General features: G+C 72.2%; 17 protein-coding genes. 7 read left to right on the top strand and 10 right to left on the bottom strand.

Going from position 1 to position 14,533, the window contains the following annotated elements; translation table 11 throughout:
* Nucleotides 1–9: 9 nt before the first annotated feature.
* Entirely contained in the window at nucleotides 10–891 is an 882-nt protein-coding gene (locus N8I86_RS11820; RefSeq protein WP_263277740.1) for a deoxyribonuclease IV, read from the top strand.
* Between the two features lie 71 nt (nucleotides 892–962).
* Nucleotides 963–1,472, top strand: coding sequence for a DUF4396 domain-containing protein (locus tag N8I86_RS11825; protein WP_263277741.1), 510 nt, complete (start codon nucleotides 963–965; stop codon nucleotides 1,470–1,472).
* Between the two features lie 13 nt (nucleotides 1,473–1,485).
* Here the strand turns inward: N8I86_RS11825 and N8I86_RS11830 are convergent, their stop codons facing one another.
* Nucleotides 1,486–2,118, bottom strand: a complete 633-nt coding sequence (locus N8I86_RS11830; protein WP_073892966.1) for a sulfite oxidase-like oxidoreductase — start codon at nucleotides 2,116–2,118, stop codon at nucleotides 1,486–1,488.
* A gap of 178 nt (nucleotides 2,119–2,296) precedes the next feature.
* Here N8I86_RS11830 and bfr point away from each other — a divergent pair, with 178 nt between their 5' ends.
* The gene (bfr, locus tag N8I86_RS11835; RefSeq protein WP_073892968.1) at nucleotides 2,297–2,776 is read left to right on the top strand and encodes a bacterioferritin; all 480 of its coding nucleotides are present in this window, start codon (nucleotides 2,297–2,299) and stop codon (nucleotides 2,774–2,776) included.
* On the opposite strand, the gene N8I86_RS11840 is transcribed toward bfr, so the two are convergent.
* Nucleotides 2,773–2,997, bottom strand: coding sequence for a (2Fe-2S)-binding protein (locus N8I86_RS11840; RefSeq protein ID WP_073892970.1), 225 nt, complete (start codon nucleotides 2,995–2,997; stop codon nucleotides 2,773–2,775). The genes bfr and N8I86_RS11840 overlap by 4 nt on opposite strands.
* 157 nt (nucleotides 2,998–3,154) lie before the next feature.
* Entirely contained in the window at nucleotides 3,155–4,507 is a 1,353-nt protein-coding gene (locus N8I86_RS11845) for a class II 3-deoxy-7-phosphoheptulonate synthase (protein WP_073892972.1), read from the bottom strand.
* A gap of 106 nt (nucleotides 4,508–4,613) precedes the next feature.
* Between N8I86_RS11845 and N8I86_RS39335 the strand changes: the two genes are divergently transcribed.
* Together N8I86_RS39335 and N8I86_RS11850 are read left to right on the top strand one after the other, a co-directional pair.
* Nucleotides 4,614–4,670, top strand: coding sequence for a trp operon leader peptide (locus tag N8I86_RS39335; RefSeq protein WP_073894098.1), 57 nt, complete (start codon nucleotides 4,614–4,616; stop codon nucleotides 4,668–4,670).
* A gap of 121 nt (nucleotides 4,671–4,791) precedes the next feature.
* Nucleotides 4,792–6,654, top strand: coding sequence for an anthranilate synthase family protein (locus tag N8I86_RS11850; RefSeq protein ID WP_073892974.1), 1,863 nt, complete (start codon nucleotides 4,792–4,794; stop codon nucleotides 6,652–6,654).
* A gap of 74 nt (nucleotides 6,655–6,728) precedes the next feature.
* On the opposite strand, the gene N8I86_RS11855 is transcribed toward N8I86_RS11850, so the two are convergent.
* The 4 genes from N8I86_RS11855 to N8I86_RS11870 form a co-directional block, all read right to left on the bottom strand.
* Complete coding sequence (locus N8I86_RS11855) at nucleotides 6,729–7,757, bottom strand: 6-phosphofructokinase (protein ID WP_073892976.1); 1,029 nt, start codon at nucleotides 7,755–7,757, stop codon at nucleotides 6,729–6,731.
* 111 nt (nucleotides 7,758–7,868) lie between these two features.
* The gene (locus N8I86_RS11860) at nucleotides 7,869–8,546 is read right to left on the bottom strand and encodes a response regulator (RefSeq protein ID WP_073892978.1); all 678 of its coding nucleotides are present in this window, start codon (nucleotides 8,544–8,546) and stop codon (nucleotides 7,869–7,871) included.
* On the bottom strand, nucleotides 8,543–9,778 hold the full coding sequence (gene macS / locus N8I86_RS11865) for a MacS family sensor histidine kinase (protein ID WP_263277742.1): 1,236 nt from the start codon (nucleotides 9,776–9,778) through the stop codon (nucleotides 8,543–8,545). The genes N8I86_RS11860 and macS overlap by 4 nt, the downstream gene beginning before the upstream one ends.
* A 36-nt stretch (nucleotides 9,779–9,814) precedes the next feature.
* On the bottom strand, nucleotides 9,815–10,552 hold the full coding sequence (locus N8I86_RS11870; RefSeq protein WP_176985757.1) for a lysophospholipid acyltransferase family protein: 738 nt from the start codon (nucleotides 10,550–10,552) through the stop codon (nucleotides 9,815–9,817).
* Between the two features lie 193 nt (nucleotides 10,553–10,745).
* On the opposite strand from N8I86_RS11870, the gene N8I86_RS11875 reads away from it, so the two are divergent.
* Both N8I86_RS11875 and N8I86_RS11880 read left to right on the top strand, forming a co-directional pair.
* Nucleotides 10,746–11,525 carry an alpha/beta hydrolase gene (locus tag N8I86_RS11875; protein ID WP_073892983.1) on the top strand — a complete coding sequence of 260 codons (780 nt, stop codon included), beginning with the start codon at nucleotides 10,746–10,748 and terminating at the stop codon, nucleotides 11,523–11,525.
* The gene (locus N8I86_RS11880) at nucleotides 11,518–12,087 is read left to right on the top strand and encodes a hypothetical protein (protein WP_073892985.1); all 570 of its coding nucleotides are present in this window, start codon (nucleotides 11,518–11,520) and stop codon (nucleotides 12,085–12,087) included. The genes N8I86_RS11875 and N8I86_RS11880 overlap by 8 nt, the downstream gene beginning before the upstream one ends.
* 46 nt (nucleotides 12,088–12,133) lie before the next feature.
* On the opposite strand, the gene N8I86_RS11885 is transcribed toward N8I86_RS11880, so the two are convergent.
* The 3 genes from N8I86_RS11885 to N8I86_RS11895 all read right to left on the bottom strand — a co-directional run bounded on the left by N8I86_RS11885 (nucleotide 12,134) and on the right by N8I86_RS11895 (nucleotide 14,519).
* Entirely contained in the window at nucleotides 12,134–12,880 is a 747-nt protein-coding gene (locus tag N8I86_RS11885) for an endonuclease/exonuclease/phosphatase family protein (RefSeq protein WP_073892987.1), read from the bottom strand.
* A gap of 126 nt (nucleotides 12,881–13,006) precedes the next feature.
* Nucleotides 13,007–13,960 carry an ROK family glucokinase gene (locus tag N8I86_RS11890; RefSeq protein WP_073892989.1) on the bottom strand — a complete coding sequence of 318 codons (954 nt, stop codon included), beginning with the start codon at nucleotides 13,958–13,960 and terminating at the stop codon, nucleotides 13,007–13,009.
* 67 nt (nucleotides 13,961–14,027) lie between these two features.
* Entirely contained in the window at nucleotides 14,028–14,519 is a 492-nt protein-coding gene (locus tag N8I86_RS11895; protein ID WP_073892992.1) for a DUF5304 domain-containing protein, read from the bottom strand.
* Between the last annotated feature and the right edge of the window lie 14 nt (nucleotides 14,520–14,533).

Raw genomic sequence — 14,533 nt, forward strand, 5'->3', positions numbered from 1 at the left:
CCTGAACGGGTGAGTCCCGATCCCTCCCCCCTGCTCCCCCGCAACCCGGTGGGCGGCCATGTCCCGGTGGCCGGCGGCCTGCACTCCGTGGGCCTGTCGTACGCCCGCGACCTGAAGGCGGAGACCGTGCAGGTCTTCGTCGCGAACCCGCGCGGCTGGGCCACGCCCGCCGGGAACCCGCGGCAGGACGAGGCGTTCCGCGCGGCGTGCGCCGAGGAGTCGATCCCGGCGTACGTGCACGCTCCCTACCTGATCAACTTCGGCTCGCACACCGAGGCGACGGTGGAGCGGTCGGTGGAGTCGCTGCGCCACTCGCTGCGGCGCGGCCGGGAGATCGGCGCGCTGGGCGTCGTCGTGCACACCGGCAGCGCGACCGGCGGGCGGCCGCGGGAGGTGGCGCTGAAGCAGGTGCGGGAGCGCCTGCTGCCGGTGCTGGACGAGCTGACCCACGACGACGATCCGTACCTGCTGCTGGAGTCGACCGCGGGGCAGGGCGCCTCGCTGTGCTCGCGCACCTGGGACTTCGGGCCGTACTTCGCGGCGCTGGACGCCCATCCGATGCTGGGCGTGTGCCTGGACACCTGCCACGTCTTCGCCGCCGGGCACGATCTGGCCGAGCCCGGCGGCATGCACCGGACCCTGGACCTGCTGGTGGACACCGTGGGCGAGGGCCGGCTGCGGCTGATCCACGCCAACGACTCCAAGGACGTGTCCGGGGCGCACAAGGACCGGCACGAGAACATCGGCTCGGGCCACATCGGCGAGGACCCCTTCCGCGCCCTGATGACCCACCCGGCGACGGCCGGCGTCCCGCTGATCATCGAGACGCCGGGCGGCAGGGAAGGGCACGCGGCCGACGTGGAGCGGCTGAAGAAACTCCGGGATTCCTGAGCCGTTCCGGAATACCCCTGGGGGGTATACGGTTCCTGTCGTCGCAGGAACCGTCACTCGTGGGGGAAACCATGGACCACACCGCTCACACCGGACACGAGCAGCACGAGCAGGCGCACGGGCAGCACCAGGGGCACGGCCCGGCGGCCACCTGGTCGACGGCCGTCCAGGCCACGCTGCACTGCCTCACCGGCTGTGCCGTCGGCGAGGTGCTCGGCATGGTCCTCGGCACGGCGTTCGGCTGGGGCAACCTGCCGACCACGCTACTGGCGGTCGTGCTGGCCTTCTTCTTCGGCTACTCGTTCACCCTGCGCGGGGTGCTGCGGGCCGGTGTCGACTTCCGCACCGCCTTCCGCGTGGCGCTTGCCGCGGACACCCTGTCCATCGCCGTGATGGAGCTGATCGACAACGGCGTGATCCTGGTCTGGCCGTCCGCGATGGACGCGACGCTCGCCGAGCCGCTGTTCTGGATCTCGCTGGCGGCCTCGCTCGTGCTCGCCTTCGTCGTGACGACCCCCGTCAACAAGTGGACGATCGGGCGGGGCAAGGGACACGCGGTGGTCCACCGGTACCACGCTTGAGCGGACCGGGAGCTCAGAGCTCGGGGCCGTCCCCGGGCTCCTCCTGGTAGGAGTAGCGCTGTTCCTTCCAGGGGTCGCCGAGGTTGTGGTAGCCGCGCTCCTCCCAGAAGCCGCGGCGGTCGGCGGTCATGTACTCCACGCCGCGGACCCACTTGGGGCCCTTCCAGGCGTACAGGTGGGGGACGATCAGGCGGACCGGGAAGCCGTGCTCGGCGGTGAGGAGTTCACCGTCCTTGTGGGTGGCGAAGATCGTGCGGTCCGACGCGAAGTCCGACAGGCGCAGGTTGGAGCTGAAGCCGTACTCCGCCCAGACCATCACATGGGTGACGTCCGCCGCCGGCGGGGCGAGGTCCAGGATCGCGCGGGCCGGGACACCGCCCCACTCCGCGCCGACCATGCTGAACTTCGTCACGCAGTGCAGGTCCGCCACGACGCTGGTGTACGGCAGGGCCGTGAACTCCTCGTGGACCCAGGTGCGCTTGTCGCCGTCGGCGGTGGCGCCGAAGACCCGGAACTCCCAGCGTTCGGGACGGAACTTCGGGACCGGTCCGTAGTGCGTGACCGGCCAGCCGCGCTGGAGCCGCTGACCCGGCGGAAGCTCGGACCCTGCCGCTGCTCCAGACTCTCGCTCCACCGGATGCCCCATGTATCCATCCTGACAGACCTCGGGCAGTGCCCTTGACCACCCTTCACCAAAGCGGACAAGAGGCATCAAGTCAGCACTAACTTACTAAGTACGCACTTACTGGACGATCTTCCTCGCCGGTGACATCATGCCGCCGCACGCCTCCCCCGTCCCTCCACTGTGGAAGGAGCCCGCTGCGATGCAGGGCGACCCCGAGGTAATCGAGTTCCTCAACGAGCAGCTCACCGGCGAGCTGACCGCGATCAACCAGTACTTCCTGCACGCGAAGATGCAGGAGAACTTCGGCTGGACGAAGCTCGCCAAGTACACGCGGCACGAGTCGTTCGACGAGATGAAGCACGCGGAGGTGCTCACCGACCGGATCCTGTTCCTGGAGGGGCTGCCCAACTACCAGCGGCTCTTCCACGTCCGGGTGGGCCAGACGGTCCGGGAGATGTTCGAGGCGGACCGGCAGGTCGAGGTCGAGGCGATCGACCGCCTCAAGCGGGGCATCAAGGTGATGCGCGAGAAGGGCGACATCACGTCGGCGAACATCTTCGAGGACATCCTCGCCGACGAGGAGCACCACATCGACTACCTGGACACCCAGCTGGAGCTGCTGGAGAAGCTCGGTGAGGCGCTCTATCTCGCCCAGCTGATCGAGCAGCCGGAGAGCTAGGCGGCGTCCGGGATCTCCGCGAGGACGGGCCTGCCCTGGTCGGCGAGTTCGCGGCGGGGGCACGCGCCCCGGCCGAGGATGGCCTGGATCCGCCGGACGCACGAGCCGCAGTCCGTGCCGGCCTTGCAGGCGGAGGCGATCTGGCGCGGGGTGCAGGCGCCGTTCTCCGCGTGCTGCTGCACCTGCTGCTCGGTGACGCCGAAGCAACTGCAGACGTACACCCGGCTCACCTCCCGCGGGATCGTTCGCTCACTGCCATCCCGTTTCTCGGTGAGGCAAACCTAACCTTACCCATGCCTCGGTGAGCGCGAAAGTGGCGGGGGGCGCGGATCGGGTGTGATCCGCGCCCCACTCAGGCCGCTGCGACGGACGAAGCCGTCACTGGTCCCGGTACATCTCGGCGACGAGGAACGCCAGGTCCAGCGACTGGCTGCGGTTGAGCCGCGGGTCGCAGGCCGTCTCGTAGCGCTGGTGCAGGTCGTCGACGAAGATCTCGTCGCCGCCGCCCACGCACTCGGTCACGTCGTCGCCGGTCAGCTCCACGTGGATGCCGCCCGGGTGGGTGCCGAGGGCCTTGTGCACCTCGAAGAAGCCCTTGACCTCGTCGAGCACGTCGTCGAAGCGGCGGGTCTTGTGCCCGGAGGCCGCCTCGAAGGTGTTGCCGTGCATCGGGTCGGTCACCCAGGCCACCGTGGCACCGGACGCCGTGACCTTCTCCACCAGCTCGGGCAGCTTGTCGCGGATCTTGCCCGCGCCCATGCGGACGATGAACGTCAGCCGGCCCGGCTCCCGCTCGGGGTCGAGGCGGTCGATGTACTGCAGCGCCTCCTCGGCCGTCGTCGTCGGGCCGAGCTTGATGCCGATCGGGTTGCGGATCCTCGAGGCGAACTCGATGTGCGCGCCGTCCAGCTGCCGGGTGCGCTCACCGATCCACACCATGTGCCCGGAGACGTCGTACAGCTTGCCGGTGCGGGAGTCGACGCGGGTCAGCGCCGACTCGTAGTCCAGCAGCAGCGCCTCGTGCGACGCGTAGAACTCGACGGTCTTGAACTCCTCCGGGTCGGTGCCGCAGGCCCGCATGAAGTTCAGCGCGCTGTCGATCTCGCGCGCGAGCTGCTCGTAGCGCTGGCCCGACGGCGAGGTGCGCACGAAGTCCTGGTTCCAGGCGTGCACCTGGCGCAGGTCGGCGTAGCCGCCGGTGGTGAAGGCGCGCACCAGGTTCAGCGTGGACGCCGAGGCGTTGTACATCCGCTTGAGCCGCTCCGGGTCCGGGTAGCGGCTGGCCTCGGTGAAGTCGAAGCCGTTGACGGAGTCGCCCCGGTACACCGGGAGCGTCACGCCGTCCCGGGTCTCGGTCGGCTTGGAGCGCGGCTTGGAGTACTGCCCGGCGATCCGGCCGACCTTCACCACGGGCACGGAGGCCGCGTAGGTCAGGACCGCACCCATCTGGAGCAGCGTCTTGAGCTTGTTGCGGATGTGGTCGGCGGACACCGCGTCGAAGGCCTCGGCGCAGTCGCCGCCCTGGAGGAGGAACGCCTCACCCCTGGCGACGGCCGCCATCCGGGCGCGCAGCTGGTCGCACTCGCCCGCGAAGACGAGCGGCGGATACGACTCGAGGTCCGCGATCACTGCGCGCAGAGCCTCGGTGTCGGGGTACTCGGGCTGCTGCGCCGCGGGCAGGTTTCGCCAGGTGTTGCCAGCGCTCGCGCTGGTCTTAGCGTTCACGGTCACCCCGTAAACACTACGGGGTCGTGTCGGATGTTTTTTCCTCCTGCTCGAAGAGTGAGACGAGGCGATCGCCCCGTGGAACGCCGACGGGTGGGGTAGGGTTCCTCGCATGTTCGCGCTTTCGATCCAGAACTGGTGGTGGACCGCTTCTCCGGCGGCCCACTGATTCGCGCGCACACAGACTTCGCGAAGGCCGCCCGAGGGGCGGCCTTCGGCGTTTCCGGGTCGTTCCTCTCCGTCAGACGAACTCAGACGTGAACTCAGACGTACGAGAAGGAGCCCGACCCGTGAACCTGCACGACCTGCTGTCCGACCCCCGCCCCTTCGCCCTGCTCCGCCGTCGCACCCCGGGGCGCGACGAGGCGGTGGTGGAGGTGCTGCTCGGCCCGGTGACCAGCCGCGAGCGGCTCGCCGACCTGCCCGACGAGGGCCTCGCGCTGGTCCCGTTCCGGCAGATCCGCGAGCGCGGCTTCGACGTCCGCGACGACGGCACCCCGCTGCTGGTGCTGACTCCCGAGGAGTCGTACGAGATCCCGCTCGACGAGGCCCTGCGGACGCTGCCCGGCCACGACGTGCGGGTCGAGGGCGGCGGCTTCGACGTCGACGACGAGCGGTACGCCGGGATCGTCGGGCGGGTGCTGGCCGAGGAGATCGGCCGGGGCGAGGGCGCCAACTTCGTGATCCGGCGCACGTACCGGGGCGACATCCCCGGCTTCGGCCGCGCGGACGCGCTCGCGCTGTTCCGCCGGCTGCTGGAGGGCGAGCGGGGCGCCTACTGGACCTTCGTGGTGCACACCGGGGACCGGACGCTGGTGGGTGCCAGTCCCGAGGTCCATGTGCGCATGTCCGGCGGCACCGTCGTGATGAACCCCATCAGCGGCACCTACCGCTATCCCGCCGAGGGCCCCACGCCGGAGCACCTGCTGGACTTCCTCGCCGACGGCAAGGAGATCGAGGAGCTGTCGATGGTCGTCGACGAGGAACTGAAGATGATGTGCACGGTCGGCGACCGGGGCGGGGTGGTCGTCGGGCCGCGGCTGAAGGAGATGGCGCACCTCGCGCACACCGAGTACGAACTGCGCGGCAGGTCCTCCCTGGACGTGCGGGAGGTGCTGCGCGAGACCATGTTCGCGGCCACCGTGACCGGGTCGCCGGTGCAGAACGCGTGCCGGGTGATCGAACGCCACGAGGTGGGCGGCCGGGGCTACTACGCGGGCGCGCTCGCGCTGCTGGGCCGGGACTCCGGGGGCGCGCAGACGCTGGACTCCCCCATCCTCATCCGCACCGCCGACATCGACGCGGACGGCCGGCTGCGCGTCCCGGTCGGGGCGACGCTCGTCCGCGGCTCGGACCCGGCGGGCGAGGTCGCGGAGACCCACGCCAAGGCGGCGGGCGTGCTGGCGGCCCTCGGCGTGCGGCCCTCCCGGCCGCACGCGGAGCGGGAGCGCCCGCGGCTGGCCGACGACCCCCGGGTGCGGGCCGCCCTGGACGGCCGGCGCTCCGCGCTCGCGCCGTTCTGGCTGCGGATGCAGGAGCAGGCCCGGGAGCTGACGGGACACGCCCTGGTCGTCGACGGCGAGGACACCTTCACCGCCATGCTGGCGCACGTCCTGCGCTCCGGCGGGCTGGAGGTGACGGTACGGCGGTACGACGAGCCGGGGCTGCGGGCCGAGGTGCTCGCGCACGAGGGCCCGGTGGTGCTGGGCCCCGGTCCGGGCGACCCCGGCGACCTCACCGACCCGAAGATGCGCCTCCTGCGCGCGCTGGCCGCCACGGTGGTCCGGGAGCACCGCCACGGCGTGCTCGGGGTCTGCCTCGGCCATGAGCTGATCGCGGCCGAGCTGGGGCTGGAGATCGTCCGCAAGGAGGTGCCCCGCCAGGGGGAGCAGACCGAGATCGATCTGTTCGGGCGGCCCGAGACCGTCGGCTTCTACAACAGCTTCACTGCCCGCTGCGACGACGAGGCCGCCCGGGAGCTGGCCGCGCACGGGGTGGAGGTGAGCCGGGCCGGCAACGGCGAGGTGCACGCGCTGCGCGGTCCCGGGTTCGCCGGGGTGCAGTTCCACCCGGAGTCGGTCCTCACGCTGAACGGCGCCCGGGTGCTCCGGGGGCTGATCGCCCGGCTGCGCGAGGCGAGCGGCGCCAGGTGAGGACCGCGGGGTGACGGATCGGGGGCCGGCGGTCGGTGCGACCGCCGGCCCCCGGACGCCGCGGGGTGCGGCCGTCAGCCGAAGAACACCCCGACCTCGTCGTAGAGCTTGGGGTCCACGGTCTTCAGCTTCGCGGTGGCCTCGGCGATCGGGACGCGGACGATGTCGGGGCCGCGCAGGGCGACCATCTTCCCGAAGTCGCCCTCGTGGACGCAGTCGATGGCGTGCAGGCCGAAGCGGGTGGCGAGCCAGCGGTCGAAGGCACTGGGGGTGCCGCCGCGCTGGATGTGCCCGAGGACCGTGGTGCGGGCCTCCTTGCCGGTGCGCTTCTCGATCTCCTTGGCCAGCCATTCGCCGACCCCGGAGAGCCGCACATGGCCGAAGGAGTCCAGCGACTCGTCCTTGAGGACCATCTCGCCGTCCTTCGGCATGGCGCCCTCGGCGACGACGACGATCGGGGCGTACGACGCCTTGAAGCGGGAGGTGATCCAGGCGCAGACCTGGTCGAGGTCGAAGCGCTGCTCGGGGATGAGGATGACGTTGGCGCCGCCCGCCAGGCCGGAGTGCAGGGCGATCCAGCCGGCGTGCCGGCCCATCACCTCGCAGACCAGGACCCGCATGTGGGACTCGGCGGTGGTGTGCAGGCGGTCGATGGCCTCGGTGGCGATGTTGACCGCGGTGTCGAAGCCGAAGGTGTAGTCGGTGGCGGACAGGTCGTTGTCGATGGTCTTCGGTACGCCGACGCAGGGCATCCCGTAGTCGTCGCACAGGCTCGCGGCGACGCCGAGGGTGTCCTCGCCGCCGATCGCGATGAGCGCCTCGACCTCCAGTTTGGCGAGGTTCTCCTTGATCCGGCGGATACCGCCCTCCACCTTGAGGGGGTTGGTCCGGGAGGAGCCGAGGACGGTGCCGCCGCGGGGCAGGATGCCGCGCACGGCGGGGATGTCGAGGCGGACGGTGTCGCCCTCCAACGGACCTCGCCAGCCGTCCCGGAAGCCGACGAAGTCATAGCCGTACTCCTGTACGCCCTTGCGTACGACGCCCCGGATGACGGCGTTGAGCCCGGGGCAGTCGCCGCCTCCGGTCAGTACTCCGACCCGCATGGAAATGTCCCTTCGCCGCGGTTGCCTGACGATCGGTCACGCTAATGGTGATCCGCGTCACATCGGGAGAGGCGGGAAGGGTGATTCCGGTGAGTTGCGCCGGAATCCGGCCTACTCGTCGTCGAGGCCGCGCTCTATGGCGTACCGCACGAGTTCGACCCTGTTGTGCAACTGGAGCTTGCCGAGGGTGTTCTGGACGTGGTTCTGGACCGTGCGGTGGGAGATGACGAGGCGTTCGGCGATCTGCTTGTAGCTCAGGCCCTTGGCGACCAGCCGCAGCACCTCCGTCTCCCGGTCGGTCAGCCGGGGCGCCCCGGGCCCGTCCGTGTCGGGGGCGGGCGCCGGCTCGGAGGCCAGCCGGCGGTACTCGCCGAGGACGAGTCCGGCGAGGCCCGGGGTGAACACCGGGTCGCCGACGGCGGTACGGCGCACCGCGTCCAGCAGTTCCTCGGTCGAGGCGGACTTCAGCAGGTAGCCGGTCGCGCCCGACTTCACGGCCTCCAGCACGTCGGCGTGCTCGCCGCTGGCCGACAGGACCAGCACGCGCAACGCCGGGTCGTGGCCGACGAGTTCCTTGCAGACCTGCACACCGGGCTTGGCGGGCAGGTTGAGGTCAAGCACGAGGACGTCGGGAGCGGCCGCCTTCGCGCGGCGGACTGCCTGCTCGCCGTCGCCCGCGGTGGCGACCACCTCGAAGCCGGACTCGGCCAGGTCCCGGGCGACCGCGTCCCGCCACATCGGATGGTCGTCGACCACCATGACCCGGATCGGGTCCCGCTGCTCCGTCATCGCCGCTCCGCCTTCTTCCCCCGCGCCCCTTCGGCGCCCTTCGGTATCTTCAGTTCGACCTCGGTGCCCTGGCCGGGGACCGAGATCAGCTCGGCGCCGCCCCCGAGGTCCCGCAGCCGCCCGCGGATGGACTGGGCCACCCCGAGCCGCCCCTCGCCCTCGGCCTGGGCGAGCCGGCCCTCGGGGATGCCGGGGCCGTCGTCCCGGACGGTCACGACGACCTCGTCCGGCTCGTCCTCGACCAGCAGCCAGGCCCGGGCGTCCTCGCCGGCGTGCCGGCGCACGTTGTCCAGGGCGGCCCCGACCGCCGCCGCCACCTCGCGGGCCGCCGCGGGCGGCAGCAGCACCGGGGCGCCGGGCTCGGCGAGGCTCACCCGGCCGCACGCGTAGGGGGCGAGCAGGGAACGCAGGTCGACCGGACCGGCCGGTCCGTCCTCGTACGGCTCCTCGACGACGCGGACGACCGCGCCGTCGGACGCGTCCTCCGACACCCGGGACACCGGCACCAGGCCGCCCGACACCAGCGTGCGCAGGGCCACCTCCTGCTCCCCGGCGAGCCGGCCGAGCTCGGCCGCCTCGCCGCCGAGGGCCGCCCCCCGGCGCTTCACCATCGCCAGGACCTGGAGCACGCCGTCGTGGATGTCCCGCGCCAGCCGCTCCCGCTCCCGGGTCGCGGCCTCGATCTCCAGGGCCCGGGCGAGGGTGCGCTCGGAGGCGCGGGCGACCTCGACGACGTAGCCGATGGCGATGGAGGCCACCCAGACCAGGATCACGTTGTGCACGGTGTCCCGGGCGGGCCGGCCGCGCTCGACCAGGTTGACGACGGCCACGGCCGTGGAGGCGACCGCCGCCCAGCGCCAGCCGCCCTTGAGGGCGAAGGCCAGGACCGCGCCGGCCGTCCATATCGAGGGCAGGGTGGGTCCGCCGCCCGCGATCCGCTCGTGGTTGTCGGCGAGCGGGGTGAGCAGGATGCCGGTGAGGGCGACGGCCAGGTCGGCGGCGAGGAACCGCTTGGTGCAGGCGGGCGCGCTCGCCACCCGGGGCAGGGTGGCGAGGGTCCACACGACCAGCACGGCGTAGTAGGCGACGGCCAACCAGGGTCGGACGAAGTGCGAGTACGCGGTGGCGCACAGGCCGATCGCGTACAGCATGGTCAGCACGCGGTAGCCGGCGAGCGCCCGCCACAGCGGCAGCTCGACCGACATCCTCATGACCCGCTCGCGCCTGGGCATGTCCCCCCGCCCCCCGTCTCCCCCGCGCTCCCCCGTCTAGGAGTCGGCCTGCTTCTTCTCCGCCTTCTCCGCCTCCTTGGCGGCCTTCGCCGCCTCAGCGATCTGCCGCTTGGCCGCGGTCGCGTAGATGTCGACGTACTCCTGGCCGGAGAGCTTCATGATCTCGTACATGACCTCGTCGGTCAGGGCGCGCAGCACGAAACGGTCGTGCTCCATGCCCTGGTAGCGGCTGAAGTCCATGGGCTCGCCGATGCGGATGCCCGGCCGCATGAGCTTGGGCACGACCTTGCCGGGCGGCTGGATCTTCTCCGTGTCGATCATGGCGACCGGGATGACCGGCGCTCCGGTGGCGAGCGCCACGCGCGCGAGGCCGCCGGGCTTGCCCCGGTACAGCCGGCCGTCGGGCGAGCGGGTGCCCTCCGGGTAGATGCCGAACAGCTCGCCCCGCTGGAGCACCTCTATGCCGCTCTTGATGGCCGCCTCGCCGGCGCCGCGGGCACCGGAGCGGTCCACCGGGAGCTGCCCGACGCCCTTGAAGAAGGCCGCGGTGAGGCGGCCCTTCACGCCGGGCGTGGTGAAGTACTCGGCCTTCGCGATGAAAGTGACCTTGCGGGTCAGCATCGTCGGGAGGAAGAACGAGTCCGAGAAGGACAGGTGATTGCTGGCCAGGATGGCCGGGCCCTCGGCCGGAATGTTCTCCAGCCCCTCGACCCATGGTCGGAAGGCAACCTTCAGCGGTCCGCCGATGGCGACCTTCATCGTGCCGTACAACACCCGTGTGCCTCCTGTTTCCGTCGCACAGACCTTAACCCGGAGGACCGTCGATGGGCCCGACGGCCCTGGTCGGTGTCAGTGCGGTCGCGTACGGTGAAGCACATCCGCGCGTTTCTTCCCGCCTGCGCCGGTCACCGGACGCGTTCCGCCGGTCACCCGACGAGGCCCCGCACAGGAACAGGAGAGTCGAAAGGTGCCGGTTCTCCCCGGAGCCGAGCCGTACCGCCACGACGGCGGGGAGGTGGGCGTCCTCCTCTGTCACGGCTTCACCGGCTCCCCCCAGTCGCTGCGCCCCTGGGCGGAGCACCACGCGGCCCACGGCCTGACCGTCTCGTTGCCGCTGCTGCCCGGCCACGGCACCCGCTGGGAGGACATGCAGCTCACGGGCTGGCAGGACTGGTACGCGGAGGTGGACCGCGAGCTGCGCCTGCTCTCCGACCGCTGCTCGCGGGTGTTCGTCGCGGGCCTGTCGATGGGCGGCGCGCTGGCGCTGCGGCTGGCCGCCCGGCACGGCGAGCGGGTCGCGGGCGTGGTGGCCGTCAACCCGGCGAACCGGGTGCACGGCCTGTCGGCGTACGCCCTTCCGGTGGCCCGGCACCTCGTGCGGACGACGAAGGGCATCGCCAGCGACATCGCGAAGGAGGGCGCGGCGGAGCTGGGCTACGACCGGGTGCCGCTGCACGCGGCGCACTCGCTGCGGGTCTTCCTGCGCCGGCTGGACGGCGAGCTGCCCCAGGTCACCCAGCCGTTGCTGCTGCTGCGCAGCGCCCAGGACCATGTGGTCCCGGCCGCGGACTCGGCCCGGGTGCTGAGCCGGGTGTCGTCCACGGACGTGACCGAGCTCGTGCTGGAACACAGCTACCACGTGGCGACGTTGGACGAGGATGCGGACCGGGTCTTCGAGGAGAGCCTCGCCTTCATCGGCCGGCTCGCACCCAGTGTCGGCAAGGAAGGGACGGCCGCAGTTGGCTGAGCACGACTCCGACCGCGACAACCGCGAGGAGCGGGAGCCCGACGAGCAGGGGGTGCCCTTCGACGAGGACGCCGCCTGGCGGGCCATCGTCGCCGGGTACGGCACGGAGCCGCCGGATCCGCCGGGCAGCAAGCCCTTCAAGCCGGTGGAGGACCTCGCGCTGCCGGAACCGGACGCCACCGGCGACCGGGACGGTCCGGCCGAGCCCCGGGCCGCCCGCCCGCTGGGCAGCTCGGTCTCGTTCGCGCCCGGCGTCGGGCCGCGCGACCATGTGGCGCCCGAGCCGTCCGACGACGACTTCGACGCGGACGACGAGGGCCACTTCGTACCGCCGGAGCCGCCGCCGCTGCCGGTCGCCGACGCGTCCGCCAAGTTCGCCTGGCTCGGTGTGGTGGGCGGCCCGATCCTGCTGCTGCTCGCGGTCGTCCTCGGCTGGGACATGACCTGGTGGCTGGCGACCGTCGGCATCGGCGGTTTCCTCGGCGGCTTCGCCACGCTGGTCATGCGGATGCGGACGGACGACGACGAGGACGACGATCCGGGGCGCGGGGCCGTGGTCTGAGCCCGCGACGCGCGCCGGCGGGGACGCCGGCGCGTGGCGTTCCGGCTCAGGCGGCCGGCACGCGCAGTGCCGCCAGCACCGGCAGGTGGTCCGTCGCGGCCGTCAGGTCGGCCCGGGTGATCCCCGGCTGGTCCAGGGGGACACCGCAGCCGAGCACCTCGACGCCCTTGGTGGCGAAGACCGCGTCGATGCGCTGGTGCGGGTGGGCCGGGGTGGAGGTGAACTCGCCGCCCCAGGGCGCCGTGGCGCGGCAGTCCTGAAGACCCGCGGCGAGATGCCGGAAGGTGGGGCCGTCGGGGCGTTCGTTCAGATCGCCGCCGGCGACGGCGTGCTCCACGCCCAGGCCGGCGAGGCGGTCGAGGAGCATGCCGCCCTGCTCCAGCCGCTCGTCCCGCTGGAGGCTGAGGTGGCAGCTGAGCACGCCGAGGCGGGCGCCGCCGAACCGTACGACCGCGGTGGCGAAGCCGCGCCGGTGGAGGCCGGGGGTGAGCGGCAGCAGGACGTCCTCGGTGCGCTCGACCGTGGCCCGCAGACCGCACAGGATCGCCGGTCCCGCGGCCGTGGCGCCGCCGGTGAGGATCACCTGGCCGGAGGCGGCGGCGAGCCGGGCGAGCTTCTTGCGCCAGCGGAAGAAGCGGGGGGCTTCCTGGACGAGGACGAGGTCGGGGGCGCAGGCGGTGATGACACGGGCGAGGGCGTCCGTGTCGTCCCGCATCGAGCGGATGTTGTAGCTCAGTACGCGGACGACGGCCGAACCGTCGGGCTCCGTCGAGGAGTTGGGGAGCAGCGCCATATGGATCAATGTACGCCTCACGGCTCGGGGCGCGGGGAGCGTGCGCGACGGCCGGTGCGTCGTGGCCGGTCGCTCGCTCCCCGCGCCCCGGAGGCCGCGTGGGCGTCGAAGCTCAGGAAGTGAGCGTCACATGATCGGGTCGGGCTCGCGGGCCAGGTCGGCCGCGCCCACCAGGCCCGCCTTGTTGCCGAGCTGGGCCGCGATCACGTCGGCCACCGGGCGCCAGTTGCCGCCCACCAGCCAGCGCTTGTACGACTTGCGGATCGGGTCGAGGACCAGGTCGCCCTCGTCGGAGAGGCCGCCGCCGACGATGAACGCGGACGGGTCGAACAGGGAGGCCAGGTCGGCCAGGCCCGCGCCGGCCCAGCGGGCCAGCTCCCGGTAGGAGTCGACGGCGACCGGGCAGCCCTGGCGGGCGGCCATGGAGATGTGCTTGCCCTCGATGCCGTCGGGGGTGCCGTCGCCGAGCGCGAGCAGCACCTCGGCGCGCTCGGGGGTGGCGTTGGCGCGCTGCTTGGCGTACCGGACCAGGGCGCGGCCGGAGGCGTACTGCTCCCAGCAGCCCTGCGAGCCGCAGCCGCACAGCAGACCGTCCGGGACCATCCGGATGTGGCCGAACTCGGCGGCCACGCCGAAGTGGCCGCGGCGCAGCTTGTTGCCGATGATGATGCCGCCGCCGAGGCCGGTGCCGAGCGTGATGCAGATGACGTTGCGGTGGCCCTTGCCCGCGCCGAACCGGTACTCGCCCCAGGCGGCCGCGTTGGCGTCGTTCTCGACCACGACCGGGAGGCCGGTGCGGGCCTCGACCTTCTCCTTCAGCGGCTCGGTGCGCCAGTCGATGTTGGGCGCGAAGTACACCGTGGAGCGCTGCCGGTTGACGTAACCGGCCGCACCGATGCCCACGCCGACGATCTCGTGCCCGGCACGCGCTCCCTCCACCGCCGAGGCGATGGCGTCCACGATGGCCTCGGGCGTGGTGGGGGTCGGCACCTTGAAGGTCGAGAGGATGTTGCCTTCCTCGTCGACCACGCCGGCCGCGATCTTCGTGCCGCCGATGTCGACGCCGATGGTGAGTCCCATGAATCCCTCAGTTCCGGTCGAGCCCCGCTACGGCCAACCGTACCCGAGGCCCTGCCGTGGAAGGGCTTCAGTCCAGGTCGATGCGTTCGCCCGGACCGGTGCCCTCGCCCCGGTCGGGACGGTCGGGCCGGTCGCCGTCCGCCGGGCCCGCCGCGCCGGTGGTCCAGCGGCGCTCCTGGGCCTGGACGGCGGAGCGGTAGGCGGCCAGCAGTTCGGAGCCGGCCGCGGCGAGATGGTCGAAGACGTCCGGGTTGCGCTCCACGACGGGCTCGACGGCGGCCTTCGCCTGCTGGACGACCTGCCGCACCACCTGCTGGGCGGCGGGTCCGGCGAGGCCCGTGAGGAGCGGGGACTGCAGGCCGGACAGCTTGTCGGCCACGGTGTCCACGAACTTGCGCAGTTCCTCGGCGGCCGAACCCGGCTGCGGGCCCTGCCCGGCGCGGCGCCGGGCCTTCTCGGCGGCGAGGTCCTCGGCGCAGGCCGCGGCCCAGGCGTCGGCGTCGGTCGCCCGCGGCTGCTCCTCCTCGTGGGGACCGGACGCGGGACGCTCTTCGCTCATGGCGGACTCCTGAC

This window comes from Streptomyces albidicamelliae, assembly GCF_025642175.1.
Taxonomy (GTDB): domain Bacteria; phylum Actinomycetota; class Actinomycetes; order Streptomycetales; family Streptomycetaceae; genus Streptomyces; species Streptomyces albidocamelliae.

Excerpts from the sequence above, each read along its gene's own strand:
- N8I86_RS11825 (WP_263277741.1), top strand. The coding sequence starts at position 963 with ATGGACCACACCGCTCACACCGGACACGAGCAGCACGAGCAGGCGCAC.
- N8I86_RS11830 (WP_073892966.1), bottom strand. The coding sequence starts at position 2,118 with ATGGGGCATCCGGTGGAGCGAGAGTCTGGAGCAGCGGCAGGGTCCGAG.
- bfr (WP_073892968.1), top strand. The coding sequence starts at position 2,297 with ATGCAGGGCGACCCCGAGGTAATCGAGTTCCTCAACGAGCAGCTCACC.
- N8I86_RS11855 (WP_073892976.1), bottom strand. The coding sequence starts at position 7,757 with ATGCGGGTCGGAGTACTGACCGGAGGCGGCGACTGCCCCGGGCTCAAC.
- N8I86_RS11860 (WP_073892978.1), bottom strand. The coding sequence starts at position 8,546 with ATGACGGAGCAGCGGGACCCGATCCGGGTCATGGTGGTCGACGACCAT.
- macS (WP_263277742.1), bottom strand. The coding sequence starts at position 9,778 with ATGCCCAGGCGCGAGCGGGTCATGAGGATGTCGGTCGAGCTGCCGCTG.
- N8I86_RS11885 (WP_073892987.1), bottom strand. The coding sequence starts at position 12,880 with ATGGCGCTGCTCCCCAACTCCTCGACGGAGCCCGACGGTTCGGCCGTC.
- N8I86_RS11890 (WP_073892989.1), bottom strand. The coding sequence starts at position 13,960 with ATGGGACTCACCATCGGCGTCGACATCGGCGGCACGAAGATCGCGGCC.
- N8I86_RS11895 (WP_073892992.1), bottom strand. The coding sequence starts at position 14,519 with ATGAGCGAAGAGCGTCCCGCGTCCGGTCCCCACGAGGAGGAGCAGCCG.